Origin of the sequence: Yersinia massiliensis, assembly GCF_003048255.1 — a bacterium.
Lineage (GTDB): Bacteria > Pseudomonadota > Gammaproteobacteria > Enterobacterales > Enterobacteriaceae > Yersinia > Yersinia massiliensis_A.
Genome location: NZ_CP028487.1, coordinates 2,293,472 through 2,314,573 on the forward strand (window position 1 = coordinate 2,293,472; position 21,102 = coordinate 2,314,573).

A 21,102-nucleotide genomic window follows, 5' to 3' on the forward strand; every position below is an offset into this window, starting at 1 on the left:
GGACTGAGTTAATTCGCAGGTAATGAGATTACTCTTTCCACAATATATGGCAAAGTTTATGGTCTTTCTCGCGGCATAGCAGTACGCGAGCAAAAACATCGTTAATCTCTTCGCCATCACTTTCTGCTAGGCCAATAACAACCTCCGCGAAAAAGTCTGGGTTGACGTCAAAATCAACATGGTCCTGCCAATCTTCCGCGGGGTCAAACAACTCTGCGCCGCCACGTTCTTCAAACTGAAGATTAAATAATAAGATATCTGCCGGATCTAAGTTATCACCCGCCAGTTCAAGAAAAATATCGTAAGCCTGTTCCAGTGTTTCATCTTCTGTCAGGCGATTATTGAGATCCATTGAGCTTGGCTCTTGTGCATTCTGGTCCATTTTGCAGATTCCCATATATTTTTGCGGATTGCGCTCATTAAAACATTCTCTTTAGCGTTTTTACAATGATTATGCAGCTTATCGCTGAAACTCAGAGCATCTACAAAAAAGGGCCGAATGGCCCTTTGCATTATAATAATGGGCTGAAGAAGTAGAATAGTCGTTCAGTAACGCGATGCCAAACAGGGCGTTTATTCCACTGTTCAGCATCTAATAATACTGAGCGAGCAATGTAGTCATCCTGCACTTGTGCTAAGTCAGCGCCAAAACCATCATCATCAATCACTAAAGTGACTTCAAAATTGAGCCATAAGCTGCGCATATCAAGATTAACGGTTCCCACCAAGCTGAGTTGCCCGTCAACTAACACACTTTTGCTGTGTAATAACCCACCTTCAAATTGGTAGATTTTGACTCCTGCATCAAGTAACTCTGAGAAGAAAGCTTTACTTGCCCAGCGGACCATCATTGAATCATTGTTTCGAGGGACAATAATGCTGACATCGACACCACGTTGTGCAGCAGTACAGATAGCATGCAATAAGTCATCGCTCGGAACGAAATAGGGCGTTGTCATGACTAACTGCTCACGAGCAGCATACACGGCAGTGAGTAACGCCTGATGGATCATCTCTTCTGGAAAACCTGGCCCAGATGCAATTACCTGAATCGTATGGCCGCTTTCTTCTTCGAACGGCATGATATGGTTATCTGGTGGCGGCGGCAGGATACGTTTACCTGTTTCAATCTCCCAATCACAGGCATAGACGATACCCATTGTTGTCGCCACTGGCCCTTCCATGCGTGCCATCATATCAATCCACTGACCCACCCCCGCATCTTGTTTGAAGAAGCGCGGATCAACCATATTCATGCTACCGGTATAGGCAACATAGTTATCAATCAATACTATTTTGCGGTGTTGGCGTAAATCCATGCGGCGCAAGAATACGCGAAAAACATTAACTTTGAGTGCTTCGACCACTTCTATCCCAGCATTGCGCATCATGGCGGGATACGGGGTACGGAAGAATTGTTGGCTACCGGCAGAGTCCAGCATGAGCCTGCAATGAACGCCACGGCGTGCGGCAGACATTAAGGACTCCGCAACCTGATCAACCAGGCCACCAGGTTGCCAAATATAAAATACCATCTCTATATTATGGCGGGCTAATTCAATGTCTCGCACCAAGGCTTTTAATGTGTCATCGGTGGTGGTTAATAACTGTAATTGATTACCTTTAACACCACTGATGCCTTGGCGACGCTCACATAATTGAAATAGTGGGGTAGCGACCTCACTGTTTGAATTGGCAAAAATATGTTGGCAATCTTTCAATTCACTCAACCAACGAGCAGTAGATGGCCACATGGCTTTGGCACGTTCTGCTCGGCGCTTACCGAGATGAAGCTCGCCAAATGAGAGGTACGCAATGATGCCAACTAACGGCAGAATATAGATGACAAGTAGCCACGCCATAGCCGAAGGAACGGTTCTGCGCTTCATGAGAATACGCAATGTTACCCCGGCAATAAGCAACCAATAGCCAAAAACTGAAAGCCAACTGATTACGGTATAAAATGTTGTCATGAGGGCGGAAATCCTGTTCACAAACGGTCAGTAATGAGTGTACGCACAGTCTGGCAAAGACGAAACCTTTAAGCAGAGATAATGTTAGATAAAATCTTTTAGCTTAAAGGACTTGCAATGAAACATTCAGCAGTTCGCATGTGCTTTGGGGTTTCTAGAGTGTGTTGAGTCATGCGTATAGTTTGTGTGACATATCGCAGTGCGACATATATAGAAAGATAGTGCATTTTTTGTAAAATACAGAATTTTGCCCAACAGCAACTTGGCTGAGAAGATGAAAGGTTTATACTAGCCCAGTTCTCAGCTGTGGAAGACTTGTTACATGAGACGGAGTAAAAATGAGGTAGGCCGTTGGCGTATGCTGCGGCAAAATCAGCGTCGAAGAAGTCGCTGGCTTGAAGGTCAATCACGACGTTACCGTCATATCTATAGCATCAGGCAGCACAATGAGCACCAGCATCGCAGGTCACTATTGTTCACTGTTGCTTATGAATGGTAATTCACTGAATGAGTAATAAAAACAGTCTCTTTATGAGGCTGTTTTTGTTTATTGCATAATAATTATGACAGTGTAAATCGAGTTTTTGTACAAAGTCGCCTTCATTTTTATTCACAATTTTGGGTCGGGTAGAGGGCTTTTTGACAATGAGTTGTTGTCCTCGGTGATGACGAGTATGATATTTTCCACCTTAAATGGTGTCTTTTTTCGCAGAAAAAAAACACCTATCCTAAATTATTGAAATGCGACAATTCCTATTTCACTATTAATAATAAAAAGTGCACCATAGTAAATGGTGAGTTTATTTCACATCAGAATAACAAAGCGCTATTCTATATATTAGGCCGCTTCGTTCAAATCATTCAGTTTCAGGGGTGTTACTGTTGAGTTGCTCGAAGCGGCCATCCTATTGGTAAAATATGTGAATGTGAAATAATAATCATGTCAATCATCGTATTTAAGTAATACTTCCTATCTATCAATAGGTTGATTTCTTCTCCTGTCTTTGTTTGCATTTGCGCTCATCGATATTATTGATCGATAATAAAAAATTGATCAATTTTATCAATTGATCAATACTGCATTCCTTATTTATTAAAAGGATTTTTCAGTGGATAGCAGGCTAAACATTGCGGTTGATTGCACTTTTATCTGTGAACCTGTTTACAGTAAAAAAGGTGAGTTATTTGCTGTGGAGCTATTGAGTCGTTTTACGACTGACTCTTTCAAAATGCCCATTAATACTGAACGTTTCTTGCATCAACTTAATGCCAAAATGAAGGCCGAATTGTTGTATGAGCAATTATTTGCTGTGGCGACTCACCAGCAATGGTTTATTGATTATCAAATCATACTCTCGATAAATATAGATTTTGATATGGCGCAAGCCGTGCTGTATGACAAGGTCATCATCTCGTTGCTGGAGTCAATGCCTTTTATCCGACTGGAGGTGATGGAGAGTTTCCCCAATCTTAGTGATGGGCCGAAAAATACCTTATTAAGTAAACTCGCTGAACGATACACGCTATGGTTAGATGATTTTGGTAGTGGTAATTCGCACCTTGCCGCCGCCGCCAGTGGTTTTTTTGAATGTGTTAAAGTAGACAAACAGTTTTATTGGCAGTGGGCGGAGAGTGTCACGTTCGATAATCTTGTCACTCGATTACGTGATCATTGCCAGAGTGTCATCGTGGAAGGCGTGGAAACCCGCCAACAGTTTATTCAATTAGCCAATATTGGCGTTGATGCTATGCAAGGCTACTTATTCAATGCGTTGCCACTGAATGACGCTAAGCGATTCCCTGTGAGCATAGAGACAAATTTTTCACGTAAGACATGAAGTTAGGTGGTTTTTGTCGAGAATATCACAGTTAATAAGTGTGGTTCGGCGGATGATATTATCCCTATTACAGCAAAGGCTTATCATTCATGTCTCAATATAAATTAGCGAAAACCGTGTTTTTTGGTGATTTGAAAGTCAGCACTGCGCTTTATAAGTACGAAATCTATTGTGAAGAAGCAGAGCTGATTTATCACGCTGCTATCTATGTTGAGCAAGTCATTGCTGCAGGTAAACACACTTATCCAGTCTGGGTAAGAAAAGACCACATGATATTGAAATCGCCAGCGCATATGTTGGATAAAGCCGTTGATGCGTGTGAAGAACATTGGATGAAACACTACAAAGTTTAGTCAACCACCGGTTGAGGTTTGCTGGACGTAACATCTATTTGTGCTGATGTGCTGAGTTAACGTCATACCTATATAAAGAATACGAAATAGGGGCCGCTGTTGATATTTGCGGCCTTTATAACAGAAAGGTAACTCAGAAGACGCGCTTGTAGGGTTTTACGATGACAGATTGGTAGACGCCTGCGGCAACATAAGGGTCTTGTTTAGCCCAAACCTCGGCGTCGTGTTGTGACGCAAATTCCGCTATCACTGTTGACCCGGTAAATCCGGCCGCACCGGGATCTGCATTGTCGATGGCAGGATTCGGGCCAGCGGTCAGTAGGCGGCCTTGGTCTTGCAATTCTTGTAGGCGCGCCAAATGTGCAGGGCGCACAGATAAACGTTTGTCGAGTGAGTCGGGGACATCGGTAGCAAAAATGACATACAGCATGTTTCACCTTTAAGATTTGTTTTGTCAGACTTCATGTGAGCATGAGATTGGCAATACCGCATTGATTCGCCATTACCTCAGTACTTCATATCAGCATGTTCATTCCATAAATTCAATCAACTGAGATGAGAGACTCATCAGCGGCTATCACCTGTATACACTTACCGTTAATGATGAAATAAAATGATAACTCAGGGTAAATAAAAAGTGTCATTTCACCGAGGTCGTCGTTTAAAACAACATTTGAAGGATGAATGATACGATTGTTTGCAGTTGCGTATTGAACATGATTGCTATTTGCATTTAAACTTAGCTGCATTAGAGGACACTGAATTATTATGCAGCTAAATAAATTATTCTTGGGTCGACGGCTAACGTGGCCATTCGTATTTTCAGTCGGGTTACACGGCAGCGTGGTTGCGGCGTTACTGTATGTTTCCGTAGAGCAAATGAGCATTCAACCTGAAGTCGAGGATGCTCCGATTGCTGTCACGATGGTGAATGTTGCTGATTTTGCTGCGCCACAACCTGCTGCTGCGGAGCCACCAAAGGCAGAGCCAGAACCGGAACCGGTTGAAGAGGCACCGCCTGAACCTGAAGTGTTGCCAGAGCCCGTTCCAGTGCCTATCCCTGAACCGGTAAAACCAAAACCGAAACCAAAGCCGGTAAAAAAAGAAGTCAAAAAGCCGGAAGTGAAGAAAACAGAAGCACCACCGGATGATAGACCGTTTAAATCTGATGAGCCTGCTCTGACGGCGAATAACGCACCGGTAAAATCAGCCCCTAAAGCTGCTGCGCCAGGCGCTTCTACTACATCCGGCCCAAGAGCATTAAGCAAGGCGAAACCAACCTATCCAGCGAGAGCGTTGGCATTAGGGGTTGAAGGGCAGGTTAAAGTTCAATATGACATTGATAGCGATGGTCGAGTTACTAATGTCCGAATTTTAGATGCCACACCGCGCAATACTTTTGAACGCGAAGTGAAGCAGGTCATGCGTAAATGGCGCTTTGAAGCAGTGGCTGCTAAAGATTATGTGACTACTATCGTCTTTAAGATCGGCGGTACGATGGAGATGGATTAACATCTCGCAATATTGTCTGTCCTAACATTAGATTTGCTGTCTTAGCAAAAGAAAAGGGTCGCTTTTGGGCGACCCTTTTGACATCTGTCACATTGGGCAGCCGCTATTGCGTTGCACCCACCTCGAAATTCCCACGGCCATCAGGTAGCCCGCGTGCCTTACCGGCATCATCAACAGCCACATAGGTAAATACGGCTTCAGTGGCACGATAACGCTGGCCAATTGGCTCGGAAGAGACCTTTTTTACCCAGACTTCAATATTGATGGTAATAGAACTGCGACCAGTTTTAATGCAACGTGCATAGCAACAGACCACATCACCCACCGCAACGGGTTTGAGGAACGTCATTCCATCAACTCTGACAGTCACAACACGGCCCTGCGCGATCTCTTTCGCCTGAATAGCGCCGCCAATATCCATTTGTGACATTAACCAGCCACCGAAAATATCGCCATTAGCGTTGGTATCGGCGGGCATCGCAAGAGTACGAAGTACTAGCTCACCGTTAGGTAATGATTGCTCACCGCGAGGTGATTGTTGTTCCTGGGTCATCTCTGCCTGCTTCTAAACTGGAATATTTGACGCTGCCGCCATTTACATACATGCCGTGCAACGCCAATAAGTTGAGTTGTTTGTTATTTGAAGTTATGACTTTTTCTGTTCTTCTGGTATATGGCGATAAATATACACGCCACTGATCAGTGTAAATACTAATGTCAGTGCGGTTAAACCAAAGACTTTGAAGTTTACCCAAATTTCCTGCGGTAACCAAAATGCCACATAGATATTTAACAGACCACATGCCAAGAAGAACAGTGCCCATGCCATATTTAAGTTTGACCAAACGGCATCTGGCAGCGTGAGTTCTTTACCGAGCATGCGCTGAATTAATGGTTTTTTCATAAACCATTGGCTGACCAAGAGTGCGACCGCAAACAGTGCATAAAGTACGGTGACTTTCCATTTAATGAATAAGTCACTGTGGAATGCCAGCGTCAACGTGCCGAAAACTAACACCATGGCCGCGGTGATAAGCGTCATTTTCTCGACCTTACGGAATTTCAGCCAAGTAAAGGCTAATGCCAATAAGGTCGCGACAATCAATGCTCCTGACGCGACAAAAATGTCATACATCTTGTAGAAAACGAAAAATACGACCAAAGGGAGAAAATCTAAAAGTTGCTTCATGAATCAATCCATCATTTGTACACTGGCCGACTATACCGGATTCAGTGAGGTGAGGGTACTAGCGGCAAAAGACTATTATCCTTAATTATCTGTTGGAATGCGCGCTCTGCCAGTGGAATTTGCAGAAACTTACGATAAACAAGTAACAGATTTTGTCTGCATATTGCTAGTAATGCATTAACCCAGCATGATGCATACTGAAAATTGGGTTAAGAATTTATGGAGTAAATATGCAGACAAAACGACTTCGGCAATGGATGCCAGGTTTGACCCAATTAATGGCTTATGAACGGGACTGGCTTAAGCCGGATTTCAGAGCAGGGTTATCCGTCGCCGCAGTGGCGCTTCCTATTGCTATTGCCTATGCCGAGTTGACGGGGGTCAGTGCGGCTGTTGGTTTGTATTCATGTATTTTGCCAATGATTGCGTATGCATTGTTTGGGTCATCGCGGCAATTAATTGTCGGGCCTGATGCTGCGACCTGTGCCGTGATCGCCGCGGTAGTTGCCCCGCTGGCGGCAGGTAACAGCGAGGTTCACTGGCAGTTAACCATTATGATGACGCTCATGATGGGGACATGGTGCTTGGTGGCCAGTCGTTTTAAGCTTGGCGCATTAGCTGATTTGCTATCCCGCCCGATATTGACGGGGTTACTCAATGGTGTGGCGATTACGATTATTGTCGATCAGTTGGGCAAGGTCTTCGGCTTTATGACTCGCCCCCCGCAATTAATTGAGCGGGTCTTAGCGCTACCCCATAATTTAATTAACAGCCATCTACCGACGGTGGCAATTTCCTTGCTGACCTTGGTGGTGCTATATGGCGTGAAATGGTTACGGCCTAACTGGCCAGCGCCATTGTTAGCTATTGTCATTGCAACCTTCGTTACTTGGGCGGCCAATTTAGAACAATTTGGTGTCTTAGTCGTGGGTGGATTTAGTGGTGGCTTGCCCATGGTGCATTGGCCTGATTTTCAACCTGGCTTGCTGCGTGACATGGTGATCCCAGCGTTGAACCTTGCCGTGGTCAGTTTTGTCAGCATGATGCTCACTGCGCGTAGTTTTGCCGCCAAAAATGGCTATGAAGTTGATGCCGATGTTGAATTACGTGCACTGGGTATCACCAACATTGTCTCTGCATTGTCGCAAGGTTTTGCTATTAGTGGTGCCAGTACTCGTACTGCAGTAAATGATGCCAATAACGGCAAGAGCCAATTGGTTTCCATTATTGCTGCACTGGTCATTGCAATGGTGCTGCTATTTTTAACTCGCCCACTGCAATATATTCCCATCGCAGCCTTAGGCGTTGTGCTGATATATGCCGCCTGGTCATTGTTGGGGTTCAGGAGCCTTTGGCAGTTACGCAAACGGAATACGCAGGCATTTTACTTGGCGATATTTACTTTCGTCAGTGTGGTATTAGTTGGGGTCATAAGCGGTATTGGTTTGGCCGTTTTGTTGGGCTTATTGCAGTTTTTACGGACAGTATTCCGCCCCACAGAGCAGCTATTAGGGGTTAATGCCGATGGCATGATCCATTCAATGCGCAGTGGTAATGGTATCAAACCGGTTCCTGGCGTGATGATCTACCGCTTTAATTCGCCTTTGACTTACTTCAACGTAGCCTATTTTAAGCGGCGTATTCTAAATTTGGTTGATAGCACGCCGCATCAGGCCGATTGGGTTGTGATTGATGCGGTCGCCAGTTTTACCTATGCAGATATCAGTGTGTTGGCCGCTATCGATGAACTTAAGCGTGATTTGAAGCAGCGCAATATTAAATTGATATTAGCGGGGAGACGCACTGAGCTGACGCGTTGGTTCCGTATTAATAGACTGAAAAGCCACGATAATGACTTAATCTTGGTACCTGATTTGTATCTGGCACTGAAGCTGATTCAGAGTAAACAGCGGGTCGCCGAAAAGAACGAGTCAGACAATGAGGGCTCAGAAACCAAGCATAAGCCAGAAGCAGACGTTGAGCCTGAAATAAGCTGACCGGTTTTCATTACTCATGGCTTATACGAGCATGACTTGTTCGAAGAAAAACAAAAAGGGCCGAAATGGCCCTTTTGTCGTGTTATCGATACCGGATACTTAGGCCGTCACATCAGTAGGACGTAGCAACATATATAAGCGGAACAGATATACCAGCAATAATGCAGAAACCAGATTACTGAGCGCACTTAATACAACGGTTGCAATCGGTGTTGGCAGAACCGTGAGGTGGCTGACCAAATACAGTAAAATCAATTTAGCCGCTATCCATAACATCATGGCTGGGATAACCAATCGTACATTGGCGAATGCCAATTTGGTACTGGCTTTGATCGAGGCAAAAACACCCATTTTTTCAGTCGTCACGATGATAGGCGATAGCGACAGTGCAACGGCAATCACGATACCCGGTACGATAAACATCGTAATCCCTAACTGAATTAATAAGGTACCGATAAACATCAACAGTAATAACCGCGGCAACATCGGTAATGAAAGCCCAATTGCCTGCAATGCGCTAACACGACGGCCTTGGGAAGCCAGCGAAATTAGCGTTAGCATTCCACCCACTAACAGTACATTCCCGATTAACGCAGAAAAGGTGGCAGCAGCGGAGACTTTAAGCAAGACAACTTGCTGCTCTGGTGTCATCTGCGACACGAGTTCACTGATGCTCACATTTGCTGATGATGCGATATCACTTTGCGCGGCACTTAAAATACTCAGTTGTTCAGTATCAGGCGTAAAAGCCTGGTTTAGCATGACGGTAATGAACGCAGTCAGTAAAGCCATCAACGCGATGGCAGGTAGCTGATTACGTAAAAAATTAAAACTGTCACGGTATAAAGTGTTTGCCGTGATAGGCATGAAAGCTCCTTGGGGTCGAAAACTAATACTTAGCCGATGATTATACCTTGTTATGGGCGTTGTGGGACACTGACGTTGGCGGATAAATCATTTCTTCCGATCTTATTACCTCGACGTTATTAATAGGGCGCCACTGAGTAAACATTCTACCTGTCGTCATCCCGTACAAATAATATTCAAACATAGTGCATCCTACCTTTTCATTATTCATCAACCCCAAGCGGTGTAATTTGTCGTAAATCCTGATTTATGATCCAGATCAATTTCAATGTTATTAAGGAATTAAATAACCTTACTCAAAATAGGATTTATTTAAATTGTTTCCAAAGATGTGATCACGAGTAGATCATAAATAATCATTTGTAGGTATATTCAGTCCGCGAATATACCTACAAATGGAATGGATAATGAAAAAAATCACGTTGGCATTGTTAGCTGTAGCCGCTTTGGCACCCACTGCGGCAAGTGCGCACCAAGCGGGCGATTATATTTTCCGGGCAGGGACGGCAACGGTCAGACCGACAACAGGATCTGATGATGTTTTAGGTTATGGTTCCTTCAAAGCGGACAATAATACTCAGTTGGGTATGACCTTTAGTTATCTGATTACGGATAATATCGGGGTAGAACTGTTGGCGGCGACACCGTTCCGCCACAAGATTGGTCTTGGCCCTACTGGTGATATCGCTGAAGTTAAGCAATTACCCCCCACGTTGATGGCGCAATATTATTTCCGTGATAAACAAGACAAATTGCGTCCTTATCTGGGTATCGGCTTGAACTACACCACTTTCTTTGATGAGAAATTTAACAACACGGGCAGTGCTGCTGGCCTGACAGATTTGAGTGTGAAGGATTCATGGGGTATCGCAGGCCAGGCAGGTATGGACTACATGGTCAGTGAAAATTGGATGCTAAACATGTCTGTTTGGTGGATGAACATCGAATCTGACGTGAAATTTAAGGCTGGCGGTGTCGAGCAAACAATCAATACTCGTTTAGACCCATGGGTCTTCATGTTCGGCGCGGGTTATCGATTCTAGTATTAAATAGGCGGGGAAAGGTACCGAATGGAGGCTCACAATGTGAGTCATTGACTTACCCCTCGGTGAAATCTCCCCGCCAATCGCCAGACTATAGAGTCAGGCAATTCATACGGCTCATGCTCTCAATACAATGCATACTACAAATACAATACATACGTATTGATTACCTAATCAGCATCTGATTGCTGACTGACTTCACGCCTGGCACGGTGCGAGTGACTTCCACTGCACGGTCTGCATCATGACGTGAGCTCACAAAACCACTCAACTGAACGCGTCCTTTAAAAGTCTCAACACTGATTTGAGTCGATTTTATATCTTTTGCTGCTAGCAGTGCTGATTTCACTTTGGTGGTAATCACGGTGTCATCGATATAGCCACCAGTTCCTTCTGACGTTTTTGTTGGCGCACAAGCGGAAATAGCCATCGCCATAATTACCGCAACGCATAAGGCAGAAAATGTTTTAAAAAGCTTCATAGATGACTCTCCATGTTATTGATATCACAAGGGGACGGGTAACTCTTTGAAAGTGTTATTAACGCATACATTACGCATCACTACAGCGCACGCAGAGCATCCAATATGTAAACAAATACTGGGTCTGTTACACAATTATTAGTGATGAACTCCGTTAATTCAAATTTTGAATGAATGTGTCTTCAGGAAGCATTTGAAAAGAAGGGAATAAAGCGCCTGATGGGAACCTGCTATCAGACGCTTTTCTGAAAATTAACGGCGAGTCGCTGCTTTCATCTCAGCCACAAAACGAGCCAACTGCGCCAACATCTCAGCGGGATTCGAGACATTATTTTCAATGATTTTTACAATCGCGGAGCCTGAAATAGCCCCCGCAGCGCCTGCCGCCAAACTGGTTTTGACTTGCTCTGGTTCTGAAATGCCAAAACCTTGCAGAGCGGGTGCAGCATGATATTCCCGTAATTTATCAATCAAATGATTCAGCGGGAGATGGCCATGATTCTCAGCCCCAGTCACGCCTGCTCGAGAAAGCAGATAGGTATAGCCGCGGCCATGGGAAGCAATCTCACGCAGTAAATCGTCATCCGCATTCGGTGGGCAGATAAATATCGGCGCAATACCGTGGTGTAATGCCGAAGCACGGAAAGGCGCTGATTCTTCGAATGGGACGTCAGCGATCAGCACAGAATCGACGCCCACATCAGCACAACGTTGATAGAAATTATCAATGCCGTTATGGAAGACTAAATTGGCATACATCAACAAGCCAATAGGGATCGTGGGGTGCTTTTTACGAATTTCGGCCAACATCTCAAAACAAATACTTGGCGTCACACCTGCAGCAAAGGCACGAAGAGCGGCATTTTGGATTGTCGGTCCATCGGCTAACGGATCAGAGAACGGGATACCCAACTCTAAGGCATCGGCACCTGCTGCAATCAGCGTATCAATAATCTCTAAAGACAACGCTGGTGATGGGTCGCCTAATTGCACGAATGGGACAAAAGCACCTTCATTCTTGGCGGCTAACTGTTTAAACAGTTGTTGATAACGCTCCATTAAATCTCTCCCCGAGCTTTCAAAATATCGTGAACGGTGAAAATATCTTTATCGCCTCGCCCAGACAGATTCACGACCAGAATCTGTTCTTTCTCCGGTGATGCTTTAATCATTTTCAAGGCATGAGCCAGCGCATGGGAGGATTCCAACGCAGGGATAATCCCTTCTTTGCAAGACAGCGCTTTAAATGCCTCCAGTGCTTCGTCATCGGTCACCGACACATAATCTGCACGGCCGATGCTGTTCAGATAGGCATGTTGTGGCCCAACAGAGGGGAAGTCTAGCCCCGCAGAGATGGAGTAAGACTCTTCAATTTGGCCATCACTGGTTTGCATCATTGGCGATTTCATGCCGAAGTAGATACCGACCTTACCGTGTTTAAGCGGTGCACCATGTTGACCTGTTTCGATACCATGTCCTGCCGGCTCAACACCAATCAGCCCTACATTGGGTTCATCGATAAAATCAGCGAACATACCAATGGCGTTTGAGCCGCCACCAATACAGGCTAATACAGCATCGGGCAGACGGCCTTCTTTCGCGAGGATCTGCGCTTTGGTTTCTTCGCCAATCATACGTTGGAATTCACGCACAATGGTCGGGTAAGGGTGCGGGCCAGCAGCGGTCCCCAGCATATAGTGCGCAGTTTCGTAGCTACCAGACCAGTCACGTAATGCTTCATTACAAGCATCTTTCAACGTTGAGGAGCCGCTGTGAACAGGGATCACTTCTGCACCCATTAGGCGCATACGGAAGACGTTTGGTGATTGGCGCTCAATGTCTTTTGCCCCCATATAGATGCGGCACTTCAAACCCAGCAGGGCGCAAGCCAATGCGGATGCCACGCCATGTTGACCAGCACCTGTTTCCGCAATGATCTCAGTTTTACCCATGCGTTTTGCTAATAATGCTTGCCCCAAAACCTGATTGGTTTTATGCGCGCCGCCGTGCAGCAAATCTTCGCGTTTCAGATATAGCTTGGTTTTTGTGCCTTCAGTCAAGTTCTGACACAAAGTCAGTGCCGTAGGGCGACCAGCATAGTTCTTCAGTAAGTCTTGGAACGCGGCCTGAAACTCAGGGTCCATTTGCGCACTGACAAATGCTTCTTCCAGTTGCTTCAACGCTGGCATCAGTATCTGTGGCACATACATGCCACCGAACTCGCCAAAATAAGGATTTAGTGTGGTCATTTTTTGTCCTTTATCGGATTAACCAAGTTCTGTGTTTCGATTTAATTCAATTCAATTAATAGTCGCGCAATGTTTTGAATACGTCGGCAATCAGTTGGGGATCTTTGACGCCGGGCGCGCTTTCGACGCCGGAATTAAAGTCCAAACCGGCGCAGCCTAACTGTGCAGCACGGCCACTGTTGTCGGCATTTAATCCACCGGCCAGCAGGACGTTGTCCAGCGACTCGCCGGCCAATAATGACCAGTCAAAAGTTTGGCCGGTGCCGCCTTTGCCATTGTCCAATACATAACGCTCAACATGTTGTAAGTGACGCGCTGGCAGGGTGTCACTGACACTCAACGCCTTCCAAATTTGGCAACTCGCGGGTAAAACATCACGCAGTTGGTTGATATAGGTTTGATCTTCATGCCCATGTAATTGTACTGCCGCCAGTGACAAGCGCTCGGCGATATTTTGAATCGTATCCGATTGAGCATCTCGGAAGACCCCAACGTACTTCAGTGGCGCGCCACTGATCACCGCGCGGGCTTGGGCGATGTCGACATGACGAGGTGAGCTATCAACAAAAATCAACCCACCATACACCGCACCAGCGTGATAGGCGGTAGCAGCGTCTTGCGCTCGGGTCAGGCCACAGACCTTATTTTCACCTAACAAAACACGACGCACGGCGGCATTAAGGTCAGGTTCAGACATCAATGCACTGCCAATCAGGAAACCATTCGCGATGTGGCCTAATTCGCGGACTTGGCGGTAATGATTAATGCCCGACTCGCTGATAACGGTCACGCCAGCAGGGAGGCGAGGAGCCAGTTCACGGGTGCGATTCAAGTCGATAGACAGGTCACGCAAATCACGATTATTGATCCCGACGACTTTCGCACCTAAGGCAATGGCGCGATCCAATTCTTCGGCGTTACTGGCTTCAGTTAACACGCCCATATTGAGGCTATGAGCCACGGCGGCCAACTGGCGATAGCTTTCGTCATCAAGCACAGAAAGCATCAGCAAAATAGCGTCGGCCTGATAAAAACGCGCTAACTGAATCTGGTAAGCATCGATAATAAAGTCTTTACACAAAACAGGCTGAGTGACGACAGCACTGACTTGCGGCAAGAAATCAAAACTGCCCTGGAAATATTTCTCGTCAGTTAATACTGAAATTGCCGAAGCATAATTCTTATAAACCGCGGCAATCTCAGCAGGATTAAAGTTATCTCGAATCACGCCCTTAGAAGGGGACGCTTTCTTGCATTCCAGAATGAAAACTGTTTTATCACCTTGTAGCGCTTGATAAAAATCGCGTTGACTCAGGGTAATGTCGTTTTGAAAACTGGCCAATGGTTGTTGTAATTTCCGCGCGGCAACCCAGATTTCCTTATCGCGCACTATTTTGTGAAGTACGGTTTCCTGCATGATCTATCCTCTTGCTGCCAGAGCGGTAACACGATCAAAAGCTTGACCGCTATGAATCATTTCTAATGCTTGCTGCGCGTTATGACGCAAATTTTCTTGGCCGTGCAATTTCAGCAATAACGCCACGTTAGCAGCAACGGCTGCGGCATGCGCCGGCTCACCTTTACCTTGTAACAAGCGTGCTAAAATGTCACGGTTTTCTTCCGGAGCGCCACCTTGTAGCGAACCTAGCGAGTAACGGTTCAGACCAAAGTCTTCTGGCGCTAACTCATAGCTTTCGATACTGCCATTATTCAGCTCGGCGACTTGTGTCGGTGCATGAATGGCCACCTCATCCATACCGCCGCCATGTACCACGGCCGCACGCTGGTAACCCAGAACTTTCAGCGTCTGAGCGATGGGCAAAACCAATTCAGGACTATAAACACCGATCAGCGCCAATGGTGGACGGGCGGGGTTAATGAGTGGCCCTAATACGTTAAACAGGGTTCGGGTCTTTAACTGTTGGCGTACCGGCATCGCATGACGGAAACCGGTGTGATACTGCGGTGCAAACAGGAAACAAACGCCTAATTCATCCAAGGCTAAACGTGATTCTTCCGCGCTCATATCCAGACGAATACCAAAAGCGGCAAGTAAATCTGATGAACCCGAACGGCTGGAAACACTGCGATTGCCGTGTTTAGCCACTTTGACCCCACAACTGGCGGCAACAAATGCGCTGGCGGTAGAGATATTAATGCTGTTGGTGCCATCGCCACCGGTGCCAACAATATCAGCGAATAGATAGTCGGGGCGTGGGAACGGTTGTGCATCGGCCAACAGGGCTTGTGCTGCACCTGCTATCTCAGCCGGTGTTTCACGGCGAACTTTCATGCTGATCAATGCGGCGGCTAATTGGCTCGCTTCTAGCTCACCGCGTACAATGGCGGCGAACAACAGTTGGCTTTCTTCTTGGCTCAGTGACTCCGCGCGGAATAATTTTTCTAATAATGTTTGCATCATAAATTCCTTCAATATTCTATTCACCAAGAACGTCACTACGATTTAAGGCCTAAAGGGGATAAGGCCCAAGCCAATGTTTGCTCAAGTAAACGGGCGCCCTGAGTGGTTAAAATCGATTCTGGATGGAATTGATAGCCACAAACACGGTGAGCATCATGGCGAACTGCCATGACCATTTCACCAAAGCGGGCGTTAACGGTTAATTCTGCTGGGATATTGCTGCCGACTAAGGAGTGATAGCGCGCTACAGGTAATGGGTTTGGCATACCCGCAAACATACCTTGTCCGTCGTGTTCTATGGCGGAGGCTTTGCCATGTAATATCTCGCCAGCCTGACCGACATGGCCACCATAGGCTTCAACAATGGCTTGATGACCAAGACAAATGCCGATAATCGGTAATTGTCCGCGCAGGCGCTGCAATAATTCAGGCATGCAACCGGCCTGGGCAGGCGTCCCTGGGCCAGGAGACAACATCAGTACGGGTTGTTCCATTTGTTGCAAACGCTCAATAATGGTTTTAGCCGCAATTTGGTTGCGATAAATCACGACGCGATGGCCGCTAGCGCGCAACTGATCCACCAAGTTGTAAGTAAATGAATCGATATTGTCGATCAGTAAGATATCGGCCATTAGAAAATCTCCTTGGCATGGTGTGCTGTCGCAATCGCCCGTAACACGGCACGTGCTTTGTTGCGAGTTTCGTCGGCCTCTGCCTGCGGTATTGAGTCAAGAACCACGCCTGCACCGGCTTGAACCGTGGCGATACCGTCTTCAACATAAGCAGACCGAATCACAATGCAGGTATCCAAATCACCCTGTGCGGTAAAATAGCCTACCGCGCCACCGTAGCTCCCACGACGGGAACCTTCGCGTTCCGCAATCAATTGCATCGCACGAACTTTTGGCGCACCGCTCAAGGTGCCCATATTCATGCAAGCCTGATAGGCATGCAGCACATCTAAGTCATGACGTAGTGTGCCGACAACGCGGGATACCAAATGCATCACAAAGGAGTAGCGGTCAACTTTGGTCAAATCGGCCACATAGCGGCTACCCGGTTCACAAATGCGGGCCAAGTCGTTGCGGGCCAAATCCACTAACATCAAATGTTCGGCCAGTTCTTTATGGTCAGTACGCATTTCCAGCTCAATGCGGCTATCTAAATCGCGGTCTAGTTCACCGTTGGCACGACGTCCACGTGGGCGAGTTCCGGCAATAGGGTAAATCTCAATCTGGCGATTAGTTGCATCGTACTTCAGTGCGCTTTCAGGTGACGCGCCAAATAAAGAGAATTCATTGTCTTGCATAAAGAACATATACGGGCTGGGATTATGATCTTTTAGGGTTTGGTAAGCGGCCAGTGGTGATGGACAAGGCAGAGAGAAGCGGCGAGAAGGAACCACTTGGAAAATCTCACCTTCGCGAATGGCTTGCTGCAATTCACTGACTACCGCACCATATTCTTCATCTGACTGGTTACACTGTAACTTCATTTCTGGCACTGATGTGGCGGGGATCGGTTGGGCAGCCTGCTGTAGCTGGTGGCTAAGTTGCTCTAAGCGGGCACTTAAACGCTGGTGTTCGCTGGCATCTGGCGTGAACAGGCTTGACTGTAACTGTGTTGAGCGATGTTGATGGTCCAAAACGAGTAACGTTTCTGCAAGATAGAAACAGAAATCAGGGCAACGCTGGTCATGGCGTAACGGGGGTAAATTTTCAAAGCCAGCGACCAAATCGTAAGCGAATAAACCACCGATAAACATCGCTTCTCTCTCTGTCGCAGGCGTATTCACTAACTGCAACAACAAGCGCAATGCATCAAATACAGATAATGACTGTAAACGTGAGTCTTCGTCCTGAACTTCATTCACGACGGGGAAGGTGAGTTCACGGCCATTCGGGCGCACCTGAATCTCAACTTGAGGGGGTAACGCAGCATCTAGCAGAGGCAATAGCGATGCGCCATTGCGTGTCAGTGCTTCAATAGTGACTGTTTGTGCCAAAGCAGTAATTCGCAGTGCGCTGTCAATAATCAGCAGGCTTTTCAGATTTTGTTTGCTCGTGACCTCAGCGGATTCAAGCAGCAAAGTTGCTGGGCGAGCGCCACACAATTGGTGGAATAACGCGGTAGGGTCATCGCGGTAACACGCCGTGGTCGTTAATAACTGTAAGGTAGGGCGCGAAGTCTGCATCATTTATTTATCTCGAAAAAGTGAATCTGAAAAAGCGGCTATGCCAATATTTGTCCATAAAAAAACCCGCTATTAGCGGGCTGAAGCAATCTGCACTGTCTGATGACTGGTATGCGTGATTACACCGCCCGTGAGAGGGATATGTGCCACCAACGCAGTAAAGAAATCAGATTCGTTTTCATTTTCAGTCCTATAATTGCTTTTTCAAAGGATTGGGCGTGTTACCCAATATTCGTACCAGCACATTCGTGCCTTGCGAACTTGCGTACTAGTAAACTAGTTCGAAGGGTGAATGTCAACACCTCAATGATTGTTTTTTAACATACTTTGCGTAGGGTACTTATCTAAGTTGAGCAGCATGACAACTCAAGATTGATTAACCAAACAGGCGTATTAGCGAGTATGATAGGCAGCCACGCTTTTTCCGGATTTTTGTTTTGGTTAATAAGACCCTTTTGATAAATAAACCTGTTTTAACGGATAACGCCACCTTGCCTGATACGGTATCAACGGCTTTCACACTCTATGATCTGCACAGCCATACTACTGCGTCAGACGGCTCACTCACGCCAGCGGCACTGGTGTTAAGGGCGGCGCAAATGCGTGTCGGTGTATTGGCGATAACGGATCACGATACCACTGCGGGGGTGGCTGAAGCAGCTGCCACCATTGAGCAGGAGAAATTAGCATTACGGCTTATCTCTGGCGTAGAAATTTCCACTCTGTGGGAAAACCACGAGATCCATATTGTGGGGCTGGGCATTGATGAGCATCACCCTAGCATTTGCAAATTATTACGTGAACAGTCTGATCACCGCTATACACGGGCGCAGGAGATCAGCGCTCGCTTAGCAAAATCGCGTATTCCTGATGCTTGGGAAGGCGCAAATCGACTGGCGCAGGGGGGGCAGGTTACCCGTGGGCATTTTGCTCGCTATTTGGTGGAATTGGGGCTGGCGAGTAATGTCGGGCAGGTTTTTAAAAAGTATTTGGCAAAAGGCAAGACCGGTTATGTCCCCGCGCAATGGTGTACAATAGAACAAGCTATTGATGCTATTACGCAATCTGGTGGGCAAGCCGTGTTGGCGCATCCTGGCCGTTATGACTTAACGGCAAAATGGTTGAAACGTTTATTAGCGCATTTTTCAGCACAGGGTGGTCACGCCATGGAAGTTGCCCAGTGCCAGCAAGCGCCTCATGAAAGAGCGCAACTCGCACAGTATGCACGCGACTATAATTTACTTGCATCCCAAGGGTCTGATTTCCATCAACCTTGCTCTTGGATTGAGTTGGGCCGCAAATTATGGCTGCCCGCAGGGGTGGAACCGGTGTGGCGTGATTGGCCTACAGAGCCAGCCAATACCGATCGTACGTTGAATGATGAGGTAGAGTCATGAGTCAGTTTTTTTATATTCACCCAGAAAACCCACAGCCACGGCTGATCAACCAAAGTGTTGATGTCTTGCGCAAAGGCGGTGTGATTGTTTACCCGACAGATTCTGGTTATGCCCTTGGTTGCCGATTAGAAGATAAAACGGCAATGGAACGCATATGTCGTATTCGTCAGTTAGATGGTAATCATAATTTCACATTAATGTGCCGCGATCTTTCTGAGTTATCCACCTATGCGTATGTCGATAACTCGGCATTTCGCTTGATCAAAAATAACACACCAGGCAATTACACCTTTATTTTAAAGGCAACCAAAGAAGTGCCTCGGCGATTGATGAATGATAAGCGTAAAACCATTGGATTACGCGTACCATCCAACCCAATAGCACTGGCTTTGCTGGACGTGTTGGGTGAGCCATTGATGTCGACAACATTGATGTTGCCCGGTAATGATTTCGCTGAATCTGATCCTGAAGAGATTAAAGACAATCTAGGCAAACAGGTGGATTTAATCATTCATGGTGGGTCATTAGGCCAACAACCTACCACCGTGATTGACCTGACTGATTCATCCCCAGAAGTTATCCGTGAAGGCGCAGGGGACGCTACTCCATTCCGCTAAGTGTCGTTAGTCATACTGCTACATAGACATATTGCTATATAAACATATTGTTGGATAAGGCATCGTCGTTGAACACGGTGGTCATACGCAGAGAGTGATTCTCTCGCTGCCTTATCCAACTGTTACCCGTTCGGTCTTCTCTTACTGTGCTTAAAGCGCCCTCATTTTAATTAAGTAGGTTGTGCAAACCTATAACTTATCTAAAAAGAATCTCATCTAAAAATTATTCATCCTACAAAAGCCCCGGAGTCTCTTAGCAAACCTTATGCTTAGCCAATCATAAATAGTGCATGTCTATGACGATAGAGAATCAGTCAGATGGAATAAGCATATTATTATCATTTCTTTTCGACACGGGAAATGAGTTAGTGTGACTATCAGAAAATAAAATGACAGTTCGTAACCAACTAAAATTAAAGCAGTAATAAAATGGTTTTATATTAATTATTATTTAAAATATGGATAAAAAGTTAGACTAATTTTCCATTGAGAATTATCTTTGTATTTAATTTATTATTCAACCGAATTTCAAGATTGTATTTTTAAGACAAATCCAATGAGATTTTAATTGTGAGTATCGCTAAGTGGAATTTAATTTAATTAGACGATCTTTTATTCTAGGAATCATTCCAACGAAAGGTATAAAATCTCGTTAAAATTAGATTATTCATTTGTTGCGAGGTTATGTGCTGTTTTAATGTAAATTATGAATTAAAAATCCAATAATTGTTTTTTTTATGTATACTTGCCACGTTTAATGGTCAATAAACTCATAACATACAAATCCTACAATATTTTATTGTTTACATTTCTTTTCATTTGAGAGAATCGATTTGTAGCGATTGCTTTTAATAAGTAATTTTCGTGATGGTGAATAAAGAATTTTCTTATATGGAAGTGTATTTTATTAAGATTTTTCTTGTTTGATTTTTCGTATTAATCTTATGATTTTATTGTATAAATGTATTTT

20 protein-coding genes, 1 pseudogene and 1 other annotated feature are annotated in these 21,102 nt (G+C 45.6%); of the genes and pseudogenes, 8 read left to right on the top strand and 13 right to left on the bottom strand.

Features of this window, described 5'->3' with window-relative positions:
- Positions 1 to 28 precede the first annotated feature (28 nt).
- Both DA391_RS10785 and cls read right to left on the bottom strand, forming a co-directional pair.
- Positions 29 to 352, bottom strand: coding sequence for an HI1450 family dsDNA-mimic protein (locus tag DA391_RS10785; protein WP_042806529.1), 324 nt, complete (start codon positions 350 to 352; stop codon positions 29 to 31).
- 160 nt (positions 353 to 512) lie between these two features.
- A complete protein-coding gene (cls, locus tag DA391_RS10790; protein ID WP_019210119.1) occupies positions 513 to 1,973 on the bottom strand; it encodes a cardiolipin synthase in 1,461 nt (486 codons plus the stop codon).
- Between the two features lie 322 nt (positions 1,974 to 2,295).
- Here cls and DA391_RS10795 point away from each other — a divergent pair, with 322 nt between their 5' ends.
- The 3 genes from DA391_RS10795 to DA391_RS10805 all read left to right on the top strand — a co-directional run bounded on the left by DA391_RS10795 (position 2,296) and on the right by DA391_RS10805 (position 4,164).
- On the top strand, positions 2,296 to 2,472 hold the full coding sequence (locus tag DA391_RS10795) for a YciY family protein (RefSeq protein WP_072084641.1): 177 nt from the start codon (positions 2,296 to 2,298) through the stop codon (positions 2,470 to 2,472).
- 610 nt (positions 2,473 to 3,082) lie between these two features.
- On the top strand, positions 3,083 to 3,811 hold the full coding sequence (locus DA391_RS10800; protein WP_050873120.1) for an EAL domain-containing protein: 729 nt from the start codon (positions 3,083 to 3,085) through the stop codon (positions 3,809 to 3,811).
- Positions 3,812 to 3,900: 89 nt separating this feature from the next.
- Positions 3,901 to 4,164 carry a hypothetical protein gene (locus DA391_RS10805; RefSeq protein ID WP_050080700.1) on the top strand — a complete coding sequence of 88 codons (264 nt, stop codon included), beginning with the start codon at positions 3,901 to 3,903 and terminating at the stop codon, positions 4,162 to 4,164.
- 133 nt (positions 4,165 to 4,297) lie between these two features.
- Here DA391_RS10805 and DA391_RS10810 read toward each other — a convergent pair whose 3' ends face one another.
- Positions 4,298 to 4,594 carry a YciI family protein gene (locus tag DA391_RS10810; protein ID WP_050080702.1) on the bottom strand — a complete coding sequence of 99 codons (297 nt, stop codon included), beginning with the start codon at positions 4,592 to 4,594 and terminating at the stop codon, positions 4,298 to 4,300.
- A gap of 338 nt (positions 4,595 to 4,932) precedes the next feature.
- Here DA391_RS10810 and tonB point away from each other — a divergent pair, with 338 nt between their 5' ends.
- Entirely contained in the window at positions 4,933 to 5,676 is a 744-nt protein-coding gene (gene tonB, locus DA391_RS10815; protein ID WP_108087690.1) for a TonB system transport protein TonB, read from the top strand.
- Positions 5,677 to 5,779: 103 nt separating this feature from the next.
- Here the strand turns inward: tonB and yciA are convergent, their stop codons facing one another.
- Together yciA and DA391_RS10825 are read right to left on the bottom strand one after the other, a co-directional pair.
- Complete coding sequence (gene yciA / locus DA391_RS10820; RefSeq protein WP_019210114.1) at positions 5,780 to 6,229, bottom strand: acyl-CoA thioester hydrolase YciA; 450 nt, start codon at positions 6,227 to 6,229, stop codon at positions 5,780 to 5,782.
- Positions 6,230 to 6,322: 93 nt separating this feature from the next.
- Positions 6,323 to 6,865 carry a septation protein A gene (locus DA391_RS10825; protein ID WP_050285677.1) on the bottom strand — a complete coding sequence of 181 codons (543 nt, stop codon included), beginning with the start codon at positions 6,863 to 6,865 and terminating at the stop codon, positions 6,323 to 6,325.
- Positions 6,866 to 7,095: 230 nt separating this feature from the next.
- On the opposite strand from DA391_RS10825, the gene DA391_RS10830 reads away from it, so the two are divergent.
- On the top strand, positions 7,096 to 8,862 hold the full coding sequence (locus tag DA391_RS10830) for a SulP family inorganic anion transporter (protein WP_050080707.1): 1,767 nt from the start codon (positions 7,096 to 7,098) through the stop codon (positions 8,860 to 8,862).
- Positions 8,863 to 8,961: 99 nt separating this feature from the next.
- Here the strand turns inward: DA391_RS10830 and DA391_RS10835 are convergent, their stop codons facing one another.
- Positions 8,962 to 9,729 carry a YciC family protein gene (locus DA391_RS10835; RefSeq protein WP_019210112.1) on the bottom strand — a complete coding sequence of 256 codons (768 nt, stop codon included), beginning with the start codon at positions 9,727 to 9,729 and terminating at the stop codon, positions 8,962 to 8,964.
- 407 nt (positions 9,730 to 10,136) lie between these two features.
- On the opposite strand from DA391_RS10835, the gene ompW reads away from it, so the two are divergent.
- A complete protein-coding gene (gene ompW / locus DA391_RS10840; RefSeq protein ID WP_072084642.1) occupies positions 10,137 to 10,772 on the top strand; it encodes an outer membrane protein OmpW in 636 nt (211 codons plus the stop codon).
- 166 nt (positions 10,773 to 10,938) lie between these two features.
- Here the strand turns inward: ompW and DA391_RS10845 are convergent, their stop codons facing one another.
- The 7 genes and pseudogenes from DA391_RS10845 to trpL all read right to left on the bottom strand — a co-directional run bounded on the left by DA391_RS10845 (position 10,939) and on the right by trpL (position 18,300).
- Positions 10,939 to 11,253: a BON domain-containing protein gene (locus DA391_RS10845; RefSeq protein ID WP_019210110.1), complete on the bottom strand. Its 315-nt coding sequence runs from the start codon at positions 11,251 to 11,253 to the stop codon at positions 10,939 to 10,941.
- 252 nt (positions 11,254 to 11,505) lie between these two features.
- The gene (gene trpA, locus DA391_RS10850; RefSeq protein WP_108087691.1) at positions 11,506 to 12,312 is read right to left on the bottom strand and encodes a tryptophan synthase subunit alpha; all 807 of its coding nucleotides are present in this window, start codon (positions 12,310 to 12,312) and stop codon (positions 11,506 to 11,508) included.
- Complete coding sequence (gene trpB / locus DA391_RS10855) at positions 12,312 to 13,502, bottom strand: tryptophan synthase subunit beta (protein ID WP_050080713.1); 1,191 nt, start codon at positions 13,500 to 13,502, stop codon at positions 12,312 to 12,314. The genes trpA and trpB overlap by 1 nt, the downstream gene beginning before the upstream one ends.
- A 55-nt stretch (positions 13,503 to 13,557) precedes the next feature.
- A complete protein-coding gene (trpCF, locus tag DA391_RS10860; protein WP_050285673.1) occupies positions 13,558 to 14,919 on the bottom strand; it encodes a bifunctional indole-3-glycerol-phosphate synthase TrpC/phosphoribosylanthranilate isomerase TrpF in 1,362 nt (453 codons plus the stop codon).
- A gap of 3 nt (positions 14,920 to 14,922) precedes the next feature.
- Positions 14,923 to 16,556, bottom strand: a pseudogene (gene trpD, locus DA391_RS24480) (bifunctional anthranilate synthase glutamate amidotransferase component TrpG/anthranilate phosphoribosyltransferase TrpD).
- A complete protein-coding gene (locus tag DA391_RS10875; RefSeq protein WP_053009144.1) occupies positions 16,556 to 18,118 on the bottom strand; it encodes an anthranilate synthase component 1 in 1,563 nt (520 codons plus the stop codon). Before DA391_RS10875 ends, trpD begins: the two are co-directional and overlap by 1 nt.
- 56 nt (positions 18,119 to 18,174) lie before the next feature.
- Positions 18,175 to 18,276: a sequence feature (Trp leader region), on the bottom strand.
- Positions 18,238 to 18,300 (bottom strand): trp operon leader peptide, encoded by a 63-nt coding sequence (gene trpL, locus DA391_RS10880; protein WP_099461822.1) that lies wholly within the window; start codon positions 18,298 to 18,300, stop codon positions 18,238 to 18,240. (Overlaps the previous feature by 39 nt.)
- Positions 18,301 to 18,555: 255 nt before the next feature.
- On the opposite strand from trpL, the gene rnm reads away from it, so the two are divergent.
- Together rnm and DA391_RS10890 are read left to right on the top strand one after the other, a co-directional pair.
- The gene (gene rnm, locus DA391_RS10885) at positions 18,556 to 19,515 is read left to right on the top strand and encodes an RNase RNM (RefSeq protein ID WP_430980865.1); all 960 of its coding nucleotides are present in this window, start codon (positions 18,556 to 18,558) and stop codon (positions 19,513 to 19,515) included.
- Complete coding sequence (locus DA391_RS10890) at positions 19,512 to 20,132, top strand: L-threonylcarbamoyladenylate synthase (protein ID WP_050080719.1); 621 nt, start codon at positions 19,512 to 19,514, stop codon at positions 20,130 to 20,132. The genes rnm and DA391_RS10890 overlap by 4 nt, the downstream gene beginning before the upstream one ends.
- Positions 20,133 to 21,102 lie beyond the last annotated feature (970 nt).

Excerpts from the sequence above, each read along its gene's own strand:
- DA391_RS10785 (WP_042806529.1), bottom strand. The coding sequence starts at position 352 with ATGGATCTCAATAATCGCCTGACAGAAGATGAAACACTGGAACAGGCT.
- cls (WP_019210119.1), bottom strand. The coding sequence starts at position 1,973 with ATGACAACATTTTATACCGTAATCAGTTGGCTTTCAGTTTTTGGCTAT.
- DA391_RS10795 (WP_072084641.1), top strand. The coding sequence starts at position 2,296 with ATGAGACGGAGTAAAAATGAGGTAGGCCGTTGGCGTATGCTGCGGCAA.
- DA391_RS10805 (WP_050080700.1), top strand. The coding sequence starts at position 3,901 with ATGTCTCAATATAAATTAGCGAAAACCGTGTTTTTTGGTGATTTGAAA.
- DA391_RS10810 (WP_050080702.1), bottom strand. The coding sequence starts at position 4,594 with ATGCTGTATGTCATTTTTGCTACCGATGTCCCCGACTCACTCGACAAA.
- tonB (WP_108087690.1), top strand. The coding sequence starts at position 4,933 with ATGCAGCTAAATAAATTATTCTTGGGTCGACGGCTAACGTGGCCATTC.
- yciA (WP_019210114.1), bottom strand. The coding sequence starts at position 6,229 with ATGACCCAGGAACAACAATCACCTCGCGGTGAGCAATCATTACCTAAC.
- DA391_RS10825 (WP_050285677.1), bottom strand. The coding sequence starts at position 6,865 with ATGAAGCAACTTTTAGATTTTCTCCCTTTGGTCGTATTTTTCGTTTTC.
- DA391_RS10830 (WP_050080707.1), top strand. The coding sequence starts at position 7,096 with ATGCAGACAAAACGACTTCGGCAATGGATGCCAGGTTTGACCCAATTA.
- DA391_RS10835 (WP_019210112.1), bottom strand. The coding sequence starts at position 9,729 with ATGCCTATCACGGCAAACACTTTATACCGTGACAGTTTTAATTTTTTA.
- ompW (WP_072084642.1), top strand. The coding sequence starts at position 10,137 with ATGAAAAAAATCACGTTGGCATTGTTAGCTGTAGCCGCTTTGGCACCC.
- DA391_RS10845 (WP_019210110.1), bottom strand. The coding sequence starts at position 11,253 with ATGAAGCTTTTTAAAACATTTTCTGCCTTATGCGTTGCGGTAATTATG.
- trpA (WP_108087691.1), bottom strand. The coding sequence starts at position 12,312 with ATGGAGCGTTATCAACAACTGTTTAAACAGTTAGCCGCCAAGAATGAA.
- trpB (WP_050080713.1), bottom strand. The coding sequence starts at position 13,502 with ATGACCACACTAAATCCTTATTTTGGCGAGTTCGGTGGCATGTATGTG.
- trpCF (WP_050285673.1), bottom strand. The coding sequence starts at position 14,919 with ATGCAGGAAACCGTACTTCACAAAATAGTGCGCGATAAGGAAATCTGG.
- DA391_RS10875 (WP_053009144.1), bottom strand. The coding sequence starts at position 18,118 with ATGCAGACTTCGCGCCCTACCTTACAGTTATTAACGACCACGGCGTGT.
- DA391_RS10890 (WP_050080719.1), top strand. The coding sequence starts at position 19,512 with ATGAGTCAGTTTTTTTATATTCACCCAGAAAACCCACAGCCACGGCTG.